Below are 15,062 nucleotides of genomic sequence, written 5' to 3'. Positions count from 1 at the left end.
GCTCCACGAGCCCGAGGCCGAGGACTTCCAGTCGATGCGCAACGTGACGAGCGAGCCACGACGGTAGCCTTTGACGGTACCGTAAGTGGAGTTAATCAGCGTCAGCACTTTGGTCTGGGTTAGGGAAACCCGCTCAGGCGACCAAGGCCCGCTCCCAGAGGCGTTGCGCGTCTCGCAAAGCCGTGATATCCGGTTTGAGGTAGTACTTCGCGGTGGTTTTGATATCGCTGTGGCCGAGCATTTTGCTCACGATGGCGATGTCAGCCCCGGCGGCCAGAGTGTTCGTGGCCCATGAGTGGCGCAGGTTGCGTGCGGGCACATACGACAGGTTATGCCGTTTGCACCAGCTCGCGTATTGGCGTGCGGCTTGCGGCGGGGTGAGGGGGCCGATGAGACGGCCTCCCTCGCGTGGCCTGAGTTCACGCAGCCGTCTGATTGCGAAGCGCGGCAACGGCAGCGTGCGGCGGGACAGTTCGGTTTTCGGCGGTACGACGGCCTCATGCCCGCTGACCCATTGCAGGCCACGCTCGACATGCAGGACACCTGAGCGCAGGTCAATATCCGACCATTCGAGCCCGTAGCCTTCTTCGGTGCGCAGCCCGCATGAGGCGGCGCAGATAATCCACGCCTCCAAAGGGTGATCGTAGAAGCCCTGCAACAGTGCGCGTTGCTGGCGGATGCTTAATATGGTCGGCTCGTAATGAGTTTTGGCCGGCAGCTGGATGTCACGTCTCGTGATGTCCACGTCCAACAGGTTCCAACGGATAGCCCGCCTGAGTATCGCGCGTAGTACGGCCCATGCCTTGCGTGCGGCTCCCGCAGTGTCGAAATCCGCAAGCCACTTGTCCACAAGCTCCACGCTTATCGCGCCCATATCCATGCCACCGAAGCATGGCATGACATGCAGCCGCCACGCGGACTCGTAGCCCACGCGCGTGCTCTCACGCAGATTCCGCGTGCAATACGGCCAAAACCGGTCGTTCCAAAACTCTCGTAACAGCATTTTCGACCTCCGAAAACCCACACGCCGTCTGGCCTGTCCAAACGGGTGAAACGTGTGGGTTTTCCCAAAAAAGAAGAGAGGGGAACGGGATGCCCCCATTCCAACAGTTATTAGGCTCCATGGAATTCTGGAGCGCGGTCATCCTTGCGCTCATTGGTGGCGGTGGGCTTGGCGGTCTTGTGGGAGCGTGGAGCAACCGCAGGAAAACCGAGGCCGACATCGACGGCATCACCGCCGACGCGGCCGACAAGGCCGTGAAGATTCTCACGGGCAGCATCATCGACCCTTTGCGTGAGCAGGTCGCCTATCAGGAGAATCAGATCCGGCATTTGGAGGAGGTGCAGCGCAAGTATTTCAAGGCCGTGGCCTATGTGCGCGGCCTGTCCCACTGGCTTCAATCGTTCTGCGAAGTCACAGAACCCAAGTTTTTGAAACGTCATCCGAAACCTTCGTTGCCGGACGAGCTTCGTCCGGACGTGGCCCCCGAAACCATCATCGAATCCAATAAGGAGGAGTAAACAATGACCTGATTCTAGCCCCACACGGTATGGCGTGGGGCTTTTCCATATACCGCCCCGATAATCCTGACCCACGACCGTGGGCCACAAACAACAATCCATCCCGAGAAAGGGGAAACCATTGGTCAATAACAAGGACAAGCCGAAGCCGTGGCATAAGCGTCTGCTCGCCAAGGCCACGGCGCTGGCCGCCGCCATGTGCGTGATGCTGCTCCCGGCGACCGCGCACGCGGACATGCAGGGCGTGGACATGTCCAACTGGCAGTGCGGCGCGGACGTGTACAACATGCAGGCCGACTTCGTGATCGTCGGCACCACATGGGGCACGGGACAGGTGTACAACAACTGCCTCGTGTCCGGCGTCAACACCGACGCCAACCGCATGATCGCCCAGGCACAGGCCAGCGGCAAGAAATTCGGTTTGTACCATTACGCGATGGGCGGCAACCCGGAGGCCGAAGCCCGGTTCTTCTACACGAACACGTCGAACTATTGGCGTCACGGCATCGTGGCGCTCGACTGGGAGATGGACGACAACCCCGCATGGGGCAACTGGGACTGGGTACGCCGCTTCATGACGGAATGCGAACGTCTTTCCGGTGGCGTGCGTCCGTTGCTGTATACCGGCCCGGTCGCCGGCACCATCCCGCAGGACATCCGCAACCGGTACGGCCTGTGGATCGCCCAGTATGCGAACATGAGCCCGACCGGCTATCAGGCATCCCCGTGGATGCTGGGCGCATACGGCGAGGCCATGCGCCAGTACTCGGGTACCGGCGTGGTTAACACGTGGAGTCCCATCGACCTCAACGTGTTCCGTGGCGAGGCATGGCAGTGGGACCTCTACGCCAACCCCACCGGTTCCACGGCCCCATCCCAGCCGGCAACGCCCGCGCCCGTGCAGCCGAGCAAACCACAGACCAACACCAACACGGGTGGCATCAGCCACGTCATGCAATGGGGAGAAACCATCTGGGGACTCGCCGTAACGTACGACGCTTGGCCGCTGTCCGCGTGGCACACGCCTTCCGGTGACATCAACCGCTACTACGTGGGCGACGTCGTAACCTACGGCGCCACCGCCACCACCGCGCCGTCCAACGGGGTTTCCAAGACCCTCCAATGGGGCGACACCGTGTGGGAGTTCGCCACCTCCCACGGCTACAACGTCTCCCAGTGTTCGGTCCCCAGCGGCAACATCAACGTCTACTACGTGGGCGACGTGGTGACCTGCCGCTAACCCAAACCGATGCCGCCGTCACTCCCCCGATGGCGGCATCACCCCATTTTTTGATCGGAGCAAAATATGACCGACAACAACACCGAAACGCCGGCGTCCACCGACACCGCGCCCGACTGGCTCATCCCCAGCCGCGTCTACGACGTCCTCAAATGGCTCGGCCTCATCGTCCTGCCCGCACTCGCCGTGTTCGTGGGCACGGTCGGCCCCGCATGGGACTGGCCTCACGTGGACGCGACAGTGACCACGCTCAACGCGCTCGGCATCCTCGCCGGCACGCTCATCGGCGTCAGCGCCATCAAACAACGCCTCGCCGCGTAACCACACATAGTTCGGCCCCGTCCGGCATCGCAGACAGCTCAACAGAGCTGGGACTGCGGCCGGACGGGGCCGATTTTGCGTTCTACCGAGGTGCAGCCTAATCCACCTTGCCTGAGCGCGTCATGCGGACGCCGAGCGCCGGGTCGACCACGGTATCCGACTTGGTGGTCTGGGCTCGCAACGCGAGCCGGGCCACGTCATCACGCAACGCGCGTTGCGCGGCGTTCAGATGCGGGTCATCCCACCATTCCACCGCCACATCGCCATCGTCGGAATCATCGGCCAGAGAGTCGAACCGTTCCCTGAGGAGCTCCCGTATCGTATCCTCCACGAATTCGGACGGAGTGTTGACGCGCGTCTCCCGATCCGATGCGATGTCCCATCCGGCGTCCACGGGTTCGCTGTCGAACCGTTTGCGCATACGCCACAGCGTGGTGCGGGTCAGTCCGGTGGAGATCGTGAGCCGACTGTAGTCCGCGCCCTGCTCGAACGCGGTCCTGACGAGCCGTTCGCGTTCCGTGTCGGCCTGCCGGGTCTGTTCGGCGAGTTTGTTGTGCAGCTCCCAGTTGTCGAGGAGCCGGTCGATGGTGTCGTTGAGGTCGCTCAATGGTTCTCCTTGGTTTCGTCGGTTTCGTCCTGTCGTTCCGTCTGGTAGTCGCGCATCCATTGGGTCATCACGGTTGCCGCCTCGATTCTGCCTTGGTGGAGGCGGGCCAGGTCTCCGGCCATGCGCGTGTAGTCGAATCCCAGATGTCGGGTGTGCAGGAGTCTCACGCAGTGCAGGAGCTTCTGGTATCCCGCGCCGTCCGGGTCGTTGAGCAGGCTGCGGCATGTGGCCGTCATCCGCGAGTCCGCCAATCGTTCGTTGGGGTGCAAGAGCCGTCTATATTCGCGCATCGCCTCGGCGAACGTGGTGCGCGAGTCGATTGCCATGATCAGGAGGGAGGCGTCGCGGGGGGATTGCGCGTGGTTGGCCAGCAGGCACATGGTCTGCCATGCCGCCGTCCCGTAGGGTTCGGGCATTGGCTGCGCCTGGCCCCACTCGACCCATTCGAGTATGAGCGGGTCGAGCGTGCACGGCAGCGGGTTATGGGACAGCCGGCGCAGCAGGCCTATGGCATGACGTTCGCCCTCGTCCTCGCGGACGAGCCCCCTTGGGCGAATCCCGTTGGCCCGTTGGCGTCCGCCCTCCAGCAGGTTCCGGACATGCAGGCGGGCGAGCCGTTGGAAACCCCGATCGTCCATGGTCAGCGTTCCCGCCAGTTGCCGTCGATGAACCCACATGCCAGTGGGTTGCGTTCGGGGAACGGCCCGTAGCGGCGTACCGCCTCAAGCAGCACTGCGGCGTTGTGCTGGCTGATATGCCCTCCGTTCAGGCGCAGCACCGCGCCCTCCGGTATGCCGGTCGTCCAATTGCAGTCCGCGGGCAGGCTCGCGAACGCGTTGCCTTCGAGGTCGAAAAAGTTCGAGACGTTTTTCGCTGTCCCGTTGGTCTCGCGTGCTATGCGTCGCGCGGCGGTGGTTATCGTGATGTCCATCATATCCTCCTCATGTTTTTGCCTGTAACTACAGGTTACAGGATGTAACATCGAGTTGCAAGCTATAACATGAGATGGCGTGTCGCGACAAACCAAACCAGCCCCACTTTTTTCCGGCACCCGGAGGACCCCGAGCACCGCCACCCCACCGTGACGGCGCTCGATTTTTGCCCACATTTTGCCCACATTATCCAGATAAAACCGGATAAACGAGGATAAAACCGGATAAAACAGAAAAGCCGCTCAGCCCTACTCACGTAAGGCAAAGCGGCCATTCTCAACGATTTTAAAAGAGTGGGGCCGCAGGGGCTTGAACCCTGGACCGGGCGATTATGAGTCGCATGCTCTAACCGACTGAGCTACGGCCCCACGTTCGCTGCGCAAAACAGCCAACTTGCCAAAGTGTAGCACGAGCCCGCTAACGCCGGCACGCGCGTCATGCACCCATGCCATGCACCCGCCAGCAACAAGCAGCATCTCCCGGCGCTACTTCTCCCCCATGTACCTCAACGGGTTCTCGATGAACCGTCGCAAGCCCATTTCGGCCGCGCCATATAGCGAGGGATGCAGCGCCACCGGCGGCACAAACACGCGAATCTTCACATTAGGGTATCCCAGAATTTCCGAACGCAGCCGGCCTTCAAGCACGGTGGCCAGCTCGTCGCCGAAGTGCGTCCACAGTCCGCCCAACAGCACCGTATCGACATCCACCAGATTCACGGCGGAAGCGATGGCGGAAACCAGCGCATCGGCGGCCTGATCGACCACTTTGGCCACATCCGAATCCCCGGCGCGCCAACGCTGGAGGAACGCATCGATGGCCTCGCTGCTGGTGGCATCCCCATCCTCGGCAATGCCGGCAGCCTCGACCAAAGCGCGACGGCCCGCAAACGCCTCAAGGCACCCATGACGCCCGCAGCTGCACAACGGCCCATCCATCGCCACGGACAGATGGCCGATCTCGCCGGCGAATCCGTGCGAGCCCATCACCACTTCGCCGTCGCGCACCACCGCGCCGCCGATGCCGATATCGGTAGACAGGTAAATAAAGGAGTCCGTGCGGTCCACCACATTCAGGAAGGACGCACGTTCGGTGGCATACCCCGGAATCTGAGCGATGGCGGCCATCTTCGCTTCGTTACCGGCCACCACATCCAGCCGGCGTACCACGTTGAACCGGGTGAGGTTGACGTTTTCCCAACCCAGATTGCGGGCCACCAACAGCCACATGTCGTCGGTGACGATGCCCGGCAGCGCGAGCCCGGCCCCCACCACCTTGCAGCCGCGTCGTTTGAGTCGGCTTTCCAACGGGAAGGTCATCGCATCGAGCTTGGCGAAGATCTCGTATGGGTCAGTGCCGGTCATATCCTCACTCACCCACTCCTGACCGAGAGTGTCGCCGTTCAGATCGAGTGCCAGGCAACCGTAACCATCGGTGTTGATCTGCAGGCCGATGCCGGCGATGGATCCGCCGCGAATCTCCAGCGGCGTGCTGGGGCGGCCGTATGTGGTGGAGACGACCGGTTCGCCTTCCTGCACCACGCCGCTTTCAATGAGCATCGAGGCCAGCAGCGAGAGCGTGGCCTTGGTCAGGCCCGTCTCCTTGGCCAGATCGGCACGACTCATCGGTTTCTGCGCACGCAACAAGGTGTCGAGCGTCACCGACAGGTTATGGTTGCGCAGATCCTCCTGATTGATCCTGCGTAGATTTGCCATTGGCCCCTACCTCCTCGCACCCTTAGTCTCAAACGCCGCACAGGCGCTCACATCCGTCTATCACACCATGATATTGTGCGTCAAACGATTGAATCGGACCGCACCTTCGCGTGTTTCCGTTTGCAATCGAACGTTGAGATACAGTATAGTTTAATCGTCTAACTTATTGGCTATGGCGCGCCGAAACTTTTGAGCGCGACCCTCATCGAGGAGGAATGCATGACGAGAGTACTGGTTGCCGGCGTAGATACGTCAACCCAATCAACGAAGGTCCGCATCACGGATGCCGCCACCGGCGAACAGGTTCGGTTCGGGCAGGCCAAGCACCCGGATGGCACCTCGGTCAACCCGGAATTCTGGTGGGAGGCCTTCACCAAGGCCGCCGAGCAGGCCGGCGGGCTTGACGATGTCGCGGCCCTCGCGGTTGGCGGCCAGCAGCATGGCATGGTCATTCTCGACAAGCAGGGCAACGTGATTCGCGATGCGATGCTCTGGAATGACACCAGTTCCGCCCCGCAGGCCGCCGCCCTGATCGACAAGCTCGGTGCAGCTCCGGCCGAGGGCGACGAACCGGACGACGTGACCGCCCGCGGCAAGCAGCGCTGGGTCAAGGCCGTCGGCTCCTCCCCCGTCGCCTCCTACACGCTGACCAAGGTGGCGTGGGTGGCCGAGAACGAGCCTGAGAACGCCAAGAAGATTGCCGCCGTCTGTCTGCCGCACGATTGGCTGAGCTGGCGTATCGCCGGCTATGGCCCGGTGGCCGAGGGCGAGGACGCTCATCTCGAAGCCCTGTTCACCGACCGTTCCGACGCTTCCGGCACCATTTACTACGATGCCGCGCATGACGAGTACCGCCGTGATCTCATCGCCATGGTGCTGGCCCCTGCCGAGGGCGAGGAAGCCGCCAAGGCTCACGCCGACGCCATTGTGCTGCCCACCGTGCTGGGCCCGCGTGAGGCAGCCGCCGTCAAGGCCGACCCCGCCATTGCCGGCAAGGACGTTGAAGGCGGCTGCATCATCGGCCCCGGCGGCGGAGACAATGCCATGGCCTCGCTGGGCCTCGGCATGGCCGTGGGCGATGTGTCCGTATCGCTCGGCACCTCCGGCGTGGCCGCGGCCATCGCTGAAAACCCGGTGTACGACCTGACCGGCGCCATTTCCGGCTTTGCCGACTGCACCGGCCACTATCTGCCGCTCGCCTGCACAATCAACGGTTCGCGCATTCTGGACGCCGGTCGCGCCGCCCTGGGCGTGGACTACGACGAGCTGGCCGAACTGGCCTTCAAGGCCGAGCCGGGTGCCGGCGGCATCACCCTGGTGCCGTACTTCGACGGCGAGCGTACGCCGAACCGCCCGGACGCTACTGCCTCGCTGACTGGCCTGACCCTGCACAACACCACCAAGGAGAATCTGGCTCGTGCATTCGTCGAAGGCCTGCTGTGTTCCCAGCGCGACTGCCTCGAGCTGATTCGCTCGCTGGGCGCCGAGATCAACCGCATCCTGCTCATTGGCGGGGGCGCGAAGTCCGTGGCCATCCGCACGTTGGCCCCCTCAATCCTCGGCATGGACGTGACCCGTCCGGCCACCGACGAATATGTGGCCATCGGCGCCGCCCGTCAGGCCGCCTGGGTGCTGTCCGGCGAGGCCGAACCGCCGACCTGGCAGCTCACCATCGAGGGCGTGGAGACCGGCGAGCCCACCGAAGCCGTGTACGAGGCGTACGCCAAGGCGCGCGGCTGATACGCTGCCAGCACAATCCATGAGATAACAACTGAATAACGATTCCTGATGAATGCCGCCATGGCGAGCATCGCGAAGAGCCGCTGTTATACCGCGCTCCTCGCTGAAGCACACATGGCGGCATTTTTCGTTTCCCACGCAATCCACAAATACGGCTATGATCAAGCCGTTTGAACAAGTCTGGAGATTCTTCTATGAACGACCGCTCCCGTATGATGCTGTACGCCCTGACCGCCGTCGCATGCGTGATTTGGATATGGCAATCCGCCAAAGAAGCAATGGCCGATGGCACGATGATCAGCACCTCGAACATCATCTTCCTGGTGTGCATCGGTATCGCAGCCGTCTACTGTGCAGTCAACGCACTGATCCTGTGGTGGCGTCAGCCCGGCAAGGATGACGAAGATGATAACGATAATGCCGATGAGAGCGCCGAATCCGACGAGAGCACCAAATCCGATGGCAGCGCTGATTCCGATGGCACCACTGCCTCCGACGACACCACCAGCAAATAAGTCGTCAACGCATAAGTCGCCTCGGCACAGTCGCAATCAATAATCACTTCATCCGAATTCATCACTTCACCAAAGGAACATCAGAACATTATGGACGCAACAACCTTGTCAATCATTCTCAGTGTGGTATTGGCCGTCATCTGCGTGCCCTGCGGCATGTTCCTAGGGCTTATTCCGTTGAAGGCCGACTTGGTGACCGCCAAGCAGTCAAAAGCATCGCAGATGATGAGCTTCATCATTGCGTTGGTGTTCATCGGATTGCTGCTCCTGAACCGCGACATGGAAACTTGGGCCATCGTTATCGGCCTGGTCATCGGTTTCGCCGTGGCGAAAATCCCCGCTCTGCACACTTGGGCCCTCAATAAGTGGCCGTTCTTCGAGCCCAAGAAGTCGGCGGCAAAGCCCAAGCGCGTTAAGAAAGACAAGAAGAAGTAGGCTCTGGCTTTATCTATTCGCTGAAAGCGGGATATCGACATCGGTATCCCGCTTTTTCATTGGCCGCACATATCCGCTGAGGCACATCGCCGAATCATATTGTCGAAATACACCCCAAGTCAGGGCTGATTTCGCGAAGAACGTACACCGGGATCCATCCATCGCGACAAACGGAGAAGGGACGCTGCGTGCAACAGCGTCCCTTTCGGAGGAGGAATGGAACTCAGGTCCATCCCCGTGGCCACCGGGCGGGCCCGGAGGCCAGGTTTAGCTCAGCCTTTCTTTTTCTTGGAGAGCAGGTCGTAGGCGACGGCGGCGATGACGACGAGGCCCTTGATGGTCTTGACCCAGGCGGCGTCCACGCCCATGATGGACAGGCCCTGGTTGAGCACGCCCATGATCAGGGCGCCGACCATGGCGCCGGGGATGGTGCCGATGCCGCCGGTGACGGCCGTGCCGCCGATGAAGCAGGCCGCGATGGCGTCCATCTCGAACTCCATGCCGGTCTGCGCGGAGGCGGAGGCCAGGCGGGACAGGGTGATGATCGAGGCGATGGAGACCAGGAAGCCCATGTTCAGGAAGATCTCGAAGTCGACCTTCCTGGTGTCGATGCCCGAGAGGATGGCGGCCTTGCGGTTGCCGCCCACGGCGTACACGTTGCGGCCGAAGACCATGCGGTTGAGGACGAAGTAGTAGACGCACACGAGCACGCCGATGATGACGAGCACGATCGGGATGCCGCCCTGGGTGGCGTTGCCGGACATGGCCAGCAGGTAGGTCACGTAGCCGATGGCCAGCGCGGCGACCACGCACTTGAGGACGACGAAGCTCATGGGCTGGGCGGGCAGGCCGTTCCTGACGGCCCTGGCGCGCTTGGACAATTGGCTCCAGACCACGAGCACGATGGCGGCCAGACCGACGACCAGGGCGGTCAGGGCGAACGGCCCGACGAAGATGGTGGGGATGTAGTCCTTGGAGATGGCGCGGAACGAGGCGTTGGACACCGGGATGGACTCGCCGGCGACCACGGTCGCCAGGCCTCGGAAGATGAGCATGCCGCCCAGGGTGGTCACGAAGCCGGGCACGTCGACGTAGGCGACCCAGAAGCCGTGCCACGCGCCGATGGCCAGGCCGATCGCGATCATGAGCAGGATCGCGGCCCACCACGGGACCCCGTGCTTCATGGCCAGGGCGCCCACGCCGCCGATGAAGGCGACCACGGAGCCCACGGACAGGTCGATGTGGGTGGCGATGATGACCATCAGCATGCCGATGGCGGCCACGAGCACGTACGCGTTCTGCTGGAACAGGGCGACCACGTTGTTCGGATTCAGCAGGCGCCCGCCCGTCAGGATCTGGAAGACGACGATCACCAGCACGAGGGCCAGGTAGATGCCGTAGGAACGCATGTTGCCCAACAGCAGGGCCTTCAGGCTCTGTTCGTCCCCGCCCTTCTTGGCTGCGGGGGTTACGGTTGCGGTAGACATTTCGGAGGGTATCCTTTCAAACTTTCAAACAAAGCACGTGGGAACGATTCGCGCGGAGGTCAGGCGAAGGCCCGCTCCTTGGGCAGCGGGACGGCGGAGGTCATGTAGCGCATGAGCTCCTCCTGGCTGGTCTTCCTGGCGTCGAAGTTGCCGGTGATCACGCCGTTGCTCATCGTGTAGATGCGGTCGCAGATGCCCAGCAGCTCGGGCAGTTCGGAGCTGATCACGACCACCGCGGAACCCGAGTCGGCCAATTGGTCGATGATCTCGTAGATGTCGTACTTCGCGCCCACGTCGATGCCTCGGGTCGGCTCGTCCAGGATCAGGACCTTCGGGTCGGTGGCCATCCACTTGGCCAGCACGACCTTCTGCTGGTTGCCGCCCGACAGGTTGCCGGCAGGCATCTCGATGGTCGGCGCCTTGGTGCGGAACTCCTTGCGGTACTTCTCGGCCGTCCGCTTCTCACGGGTCTCGTCCACCACGCCCAGCCTGTTCGACAGTTCCTTCAGACTGGCCAGGGACGTGTTCTCGCGAATCGTCTTCATGAGGTTCAGGCCGTACACCTTGCGGTCCTCGGTCGCGTAGGCCACGCCGTGGTCGATGGCGGAACGCACGGTCGGGAACTTGACTTCCTTGCCTTCCACGAAGATCCTGCCGGACGCGTTGGTGCCGTACTGGCGGCCGAACACGCTCATCGCGGTCTCGGTGCGGCCCGCGCCGATAAGGCCGGCCAGACCGACGATCTCGCCGGCACGCACGTTGATGCTCACGTCCTTGGAGACCAGACGCGCCTCGTCGAGCGGGTGGCGCATCCTCCAGTCCTCGATGCGGAACATCTCCTTGCCGATCCTGGAGGTGTGCACCGGGTAGCGGTTGGTCAACGGACGGCCCACCATGTCGCGGATCAGCACATCCTGGTCCAGCGGGTGGGCCGCGTCGATGTCGATATGGCTGATGGTGTGACCATCGCGGATGACCTGCACCGCGTCCGCGGAATAGGCGATCTCGTTGAGCTTGTGCGAAATGATGATCGCGGTGATGCCCTGCTCGCGGCGAAGCCCGTCGATCAGGTCGAGCAGGTTCCTCGAATCCTCGTCGTTCAACGCGGCGGTCGGCTCGTCCAGGATCAGCAGCTTCACGTTCTTGGTCAAAGCCTTCGCGATCTCGACCAGCTGCTGCTTGCCGACACCGATGTTCGAGATCAGGGTGTCCGGGTTCTCGTCCAGACCGACCTTCCTCATCACGTCGTACGCGACGCGGCGCTGCTCGTCGGCATCGATCGCGATGCCCTTCCTCTTCTGATTGCCCAGGAAGATGTTCTCCTGGATCGACATGTACGGCACCAGCGCAAGCTCCTGGTGGATGATCACGATGCCCTTCTCCTCGGAATCGCGAATCGTCCTGAACTTGCACGTCTCGCCGTTGTACACGATGTCGCCCTCGTACGTGCCGTACGGGTACACACCCGACAACACGTTCATCAAAGTCGACTTGCCCGCACCGTTCTCACCGCAGATCGAGAACATCTGGCCCCTCTTGACCATGATATTCACATCGTTCAACGCGGTGAACGGGCCGAAACGCTTCACGATATGACGCATCTCCAAAATCACGTCACCGTTCGTAGCCACAGCTACCTCCTCCGATAGTAATGCCCCTGTGCATGATGAAGGCGCCGTACCGCAACCACGCAGCGCGGCACCCCCTTATCTGTTAGCCGTTAGGCCGTTGGATGAATCGAATCAGCGATCCTGCGGATCACAGGCCAGCATCCTTGGCGGAGATGTAGCCGCCGTCGACGAGGATTTCCTTGAGGTTGTCCTTGTCCACGGTGACCGGGGTCAGCAGCTGGGACGGAACATCCTTAGTGCCGTTGTTGAAGGTGTCAGGAGCCTTCGGATCCTTGCCATCGACCATGTCCTTGATCATTTCGGCGGTGGCCTTGGCCAGCTCGCGGGTGTCCTTGTAGACGGTCATGGACTGCTTGCCCTGCACGATGGCCTGCACGTTGGCCTTCTCGGCGTCCTGACCGGTGATGATCGGGTAGTAGTCCCAGCCAGCGGCCTCTACGGTGTTGTAGGTACCGGTTGCCTCGGCGTCGTTCTGGGCGAGCACGGCGTCAAGCTTGGTGCCATCGTTGTAGAAGGAGTTGATGCGGTTCTCCATCTCGTTCTGGGCCTTCTGACGATCCCAGTTATCGATACCGATGGACTGCCAATCATCAGCAGAGGAAGGAACCTTGCCGGACTTGGACTGCAGCACGCCGGACTTGAAGTACGGTCCGAGCACGTCCCAAGCGCCCTTGAAGTAGTAGCCTGCATTGTTATCGGTCGGGGAACCGGCCATGAGTTCGACGTTGAACGGGCCCTTCTTGCCATCCTTCAGACCGAGCTTCTGCTCGATGTACTCGCCCTGCATCTTGCCGACATCCTCCAAGGAGAAGGTGGCGTAGTAGTCAACGGCGTCGGTGTTCATGATCAGACGGTCGTAGGCAATGACCTTGCCGCCGTTGGAGGCGACCTGCTCGGCAGCAGCTCCGGTCGCAGTGCCGTCGATGGATGCGATGACTACGTAGTTCATGCCGTTGTTGGCCATGTTCTGAATCTGGGAGGTCTGCAGATCGGTCTTACCATCCGCGTACTGCAGGGTGACGTCATAGCCGTAGCCTTCAAGCTGCTTCTTCAGGTTCTCGCCATCGATCTTCCAACGCTCGAGCATCTGCTCAGGCATCGAAATACCGACCTTGACGGTGTCGGAGCTGCCACCGTCGCCACCGGCGGTGGTCGTGCCACGGCTACCGCCACAGGCGGCCAGCGGGATGAACATGGCGGTCGCGGCAACCACACCAAGCACCTTGGTCCACTTATTCATGGGGATTCCTTTCGACATTGATAGGAACTTGTTTCCTCTTCCTTTTGGTCAGGCAACCATTGCCGAACCTGCATAAAAATATACCATTAGTTTTTTGATTTAACAATCAGACGACCGCTCTTTTCCCAGAGATTGCACGGATTACAGCACTGTTGATTCATTCGGTTAACTAAATGTGAGCGGTAACAACGGGTATTTTCCAGCGTTTTCCTTTTTTGCGCTTTCACCAATCTTATCGATGAAATTTCTCAAAGTTCATCGCCACGCCGAAGCGGCGGGCTGGCGGACGGCAGAAAAATACCAGTCATTTCGGCCGATAACGCCCGAGATTTTGCGCACTTTGGTTTGGGCTTGAGATAGGGGCATGGCCCGTGTCCTGTGTACGATTTTCAGTCGCCAGACATTAGAAAACCGCGATTGGAAACGAGGGCACGAAGCCATGTCACAGCAGATTCTACAGGTCGACCAGGCCATGTTGGAAACCACCCTGGACCGGATGGTCCGCAAAAGCGTCGAGGAGACCCTGAACGCGATGCTCGACGCCGAGGCCGACGAGATCACCGGCGCCGCGCGCTACGAGCGCAGCGGGGACCGCAAGGCGTACCGGGCCGGCCACTACGAGCGCGACCTGACCGTCAAGGCCGGCAAAATGAGCCTGAAAGTGCCGAAACTCAAGGGCGCGGTGTTCGAGTCGGCCGTGATCGAACGATACCGTCGGCGTGAGGAGAGCGTCGAGGAGGCCTTGATCGACATGTACCTGGCCGGCGTCTCCACCCGCCAGGTCGATGATGTCAGCCGGCTCCTGTGGGGCGACCGCATGCCCTCGCAGACCCTGAGCGACAAGCTCAAGCGCGTCTATGCGGATATCGACGCATGGCGGGGCAGGCCCCTCGAACAGGATTACCCGTACCTGTTCATGGACGGCGTGTGGCACAAAAGGTGCTGGGGCGGGTCCGTGGAGAACGTGAGCATCCTGGTGGCCATCGGCGTCGGCATGGACGGGCGGCGCGAGGTGCTTTCGGTGGCCGAGGGCATGAAGGAGGACGCGGAAAGCTGGCGCGAATTCATCAAAGGCATGCTCGCACGAGGCCTCAAGGGCGTGAGACTGGTGACGGGAGATCGGTGCGCGGGGCTGGTCGCCGCCGCGGGCGAGCTGCTGCCCGATGCCCGCTACCAGCGGTGCATGGTGCATTTCGAGCGCAACATACTCGCCAGGGTCAACCCCGGGAACCGCGACTGGGCGGCCGACGCACTGAAGGCCGTGTTCTCCATGGAATCACGCGACAAGGCGTTGGAGAAGGCCGAATCCGTCGCCCGGGACATGGAATCCAGGAAACTCAAGGAGGCCGCCAAATGCCTGCGCGAGGGCATCGGCGAGACCACGACCTACCTGCTCGACGACTACCCGCGCGAGCATAGGCGTCGGATCCGCACCAACAACATGATCGAACGGCTCAACCGCGAGATCAGGCGCAGGACCCGCGTGGTCGGCTCGTTCCCCGACGGACGCAGCGCGTTGATGCTCGTCTGCGCGAGGGTCCGCTACGTGACATCCGACGAGTGGTCGACGCGCCGCTACCTCGACATGTCAAGGCTCGGTGAGACCGTACCAGCAGCGAACTGATCACCGCCACAGGGACGGGCGAAGACCAAAGTGCGCAAGAGTTCGGGCACTACC

At 61.7% G+C, this 15,062-nt stretch carries 15 protein-coding genes and 1 tRNA gene; 7 read left to right on the top strand and 9 right to left on the bottom strand.

The annotated features are described in order from the left end of the window. Positions 1–133 precede the first annotated feature (133 nt). On the bottom strand, positions 134–1,003 hold the full coding sequence (gene xerC / locus ACEUKI_RS10455; RefSeq protein ID WP_374156861.1) for a tyrosine recombinase XerC: 870 nt from the start codon (positions 1,001–1,003) through the stop codon (positions 134–136). Positions 1,004–1,092: 89 nt separating this feature from the next. Here xerC and ACEUKI_RS10450 point away from each other — a divergent pair, with 89 nt between their 5' ends. From ACEUKI_RS10450 to ACEUKI_RS10440, 3 genes are all read left to right on the top strand, one after another. Then, entirely contained in the window at positions 1,093–1,521 is a 429-nt protein-coding gene (locus ACEUKI_RS10450; protein WP_374156860.1) for a PRTRC system protein E, read from the top strand. A 121-nt stretch (positions 1,522–1,642) separates the two neighbouring features. Further along, on the top strand, positions 1,643–2,761 hold the full coding sequence (locus ACEUKI_RS10445; RefSeq protein WP_374156859.1) for a GH25 family lysozyme: 1,119 nt from the start codon (positions 1,643–1,645) through the stop codon (positions 2,759–2,761). Positions 2,762–2,827: 66 nt separating this feature from the next. Further along, entirely contained in the window at positions 2,828–3,082 is a 255-nt protein-coding gene (locus ACEUKI_RS10440) for a phage holin (protein ID WP_374156858.1), read from the top strand. Positions 3,083–3,179: 97 nt separating this feature from the next. Here the strand turns inward: ACEUKI_RS10440 and ACEUKI_RS10435 are convergent, their stop codons facing one another. The 5 genes from ACEUKI_RS10435 to ACEUKI_RS10415 form a co-directional block, all read right to left on the bottom strand. Beyond that, on the bottom strand, positions 3,180–3,689 hold the full coding sequence (locus ACEUKI_RS10435; RefSeq protein WP_374156857.1) for a hypothetical protein: 510 nt from the start codon (positions 3,687–3,689) through the stop codon (positions 3,180–3,182). Next, positions 3,686–4,327, bottom strand: a complete 642-nt coding sequence (gene casB, locus ACEUKI_RS10430) for a type I-E CRISPR-associated protein Cse2/CasB (RefSeq protein WP_374156856.1) — start codon at positions 4,325–4,327, stop codon at positions 3,686–3,688. Before casB ends, ACEUKI_RS10435 begins: the two co-directional genes overlap by 4 nt. 2 nt (positions 4,328–4,329) lie before the next feature. Continuing rightward, the gene (locus ACEUKI_RS10425) at positions 4,330–4,623 is read right to left on the bottom strand and encodes a hypothetical protein (protein WP_374156855.1); all 294 of its coding nucleotides are present in this window, start codon (positions 4,621–4,623) and stop codon (positions 4,330–4,332) included. A gap of 292 nt (positions 4,624–4,915) precedes the next feature. Continuing rightward, a tRNA-Ile gene (locus tag ACEUKI_RS10420) sits at positions 4,916–4,989 on the bottom strand. A gap of 117 nt (positions 4,990–5,106) precedes the next feature. Then, entirely contained in the window at positions 5,107–6,336 is a 1,230-nt protein-coding gene (locus tag ACEUKI_RS10415) for an ROK family transcriptional regulator (protein WP_144169819.1), read from the bottom strand. 219 nt (positions 6,337–6,555) lie between these two features. On the opposite strand from ACEUKI_RS10415, the gene ACEUKI_RS10410 reads away from it, so the two are divergent. From ACEUKI_RS10410 to ACEUKI_RS10400, 3 genes are all read left to right on the top strand, one after another. Then, the gene (locus ACEUKI_RS10410) at positions 6,556–8,076 is read left to right on the top strand and encodes a xylulokinase (RefSeq protein ID WP_008782901.1); all 1,521 of its coding nucleotides are present in this window, start codon (positions 6,556–6,558) and stop codon (positions 8,074–8,076) included. Positions 8,077–8,270: 194 nt separating this feature from the next. Next, positions 8,271–8,591 (top strand): hypothetical protein, encoded by a 321-nt coding sequence (locus ACEUKI_RS10405; protein ID WP_115770785.1) that lies wholly within the window; start codon positions 8,271–8,273, stop codon positions 8,589–8,591. A gap of 90 nt (positions 8,592–8,681) precedes the next feature. After that, a complete protein-coding gene (locus ACEUKI_RS10400) occupies positions 8,682–9,026 on the top strand; it encodes a hypothetical protein (RefSeq protein WP_181896302.1) in 345 nt (114 codons plus the stop codon). Between the two features lie 272 nt (positions 9,027–9,298). Here ACEUKI_RS10400 and mmsB read toward each other — a convergent pair whose 3' ends face one another. From mmsB to ACEUKI_RS10385, 3 genes are all read right to left on the bottom strand, one after another. Further along, on the bottom strand, positions 9,299–10,513 hold the full coding sequence (gene mmsB / locus ACEUKI_RS10395; RefSeq protein WP_374156854.1) for a multiple monosaccharide ABC transporter permease: 1,215 nt from the start codon (positions 10,511–10,513) through the stop codon (positions 9,299–9,301). A gap of 59 nt (positions 10,514–10,572) precedes the next feature. Beyond that, positions 10,573–12,114, bottom strand: a complete 1,542-nt coding sequence (locus ACEUKI_RS10390) for a sugar ABC transporter ATP-binding protein (RefSeq protein ID WP_251848015.1) — start codon at positions 12,112–12,114, stop codon at positions 10,573–10,575. A gap of 157 nt (positions 12,115–12,271) precedes the next feature. Then, entirely contained in the window at positions 12,272–13,384 is a 1,113-nt protein-coding gene (locus ACEUKI_RS10385) for a sugar-binding protein (RefSeq protein ID WP_013141214.1), read from the bottom strand. A gap of 439 nt (positions 13,385–13,823) precedes the next feature. Between ACEUKI_RS10385 and ACEUKI_RS10380 the strand changes: the two genes are divergently transcribed. Next, positions 13,824–15,008 (top strand): IS256 family transposase, encoded by a 1,185-nt coding sequence (locus ACEUKI_RS10380; RefSeq protein ID WP_131218582.1) that lies wholly within the window; start codon positions 13,824–13,826, stop codon positions 15,006–15,008. Positions 15,009–15,062 lie beyond the last annotated feature (54 nt).

The organism is Bifidobacterium sp. 2450 (genome assembly GCF_041900695.1).
Lineage (GTDB): Bacteria > Actinomycetota > Actinomycetes > Actinomycetales > Bifidobacteriaceae > Bifidobacterium > Bifidobacterium longum.
The sequence above is the reverse complement of the archived record's forward strand: the minus strand, read 5'-3'. Positions and strand labels throughout refer to the sequence as shown.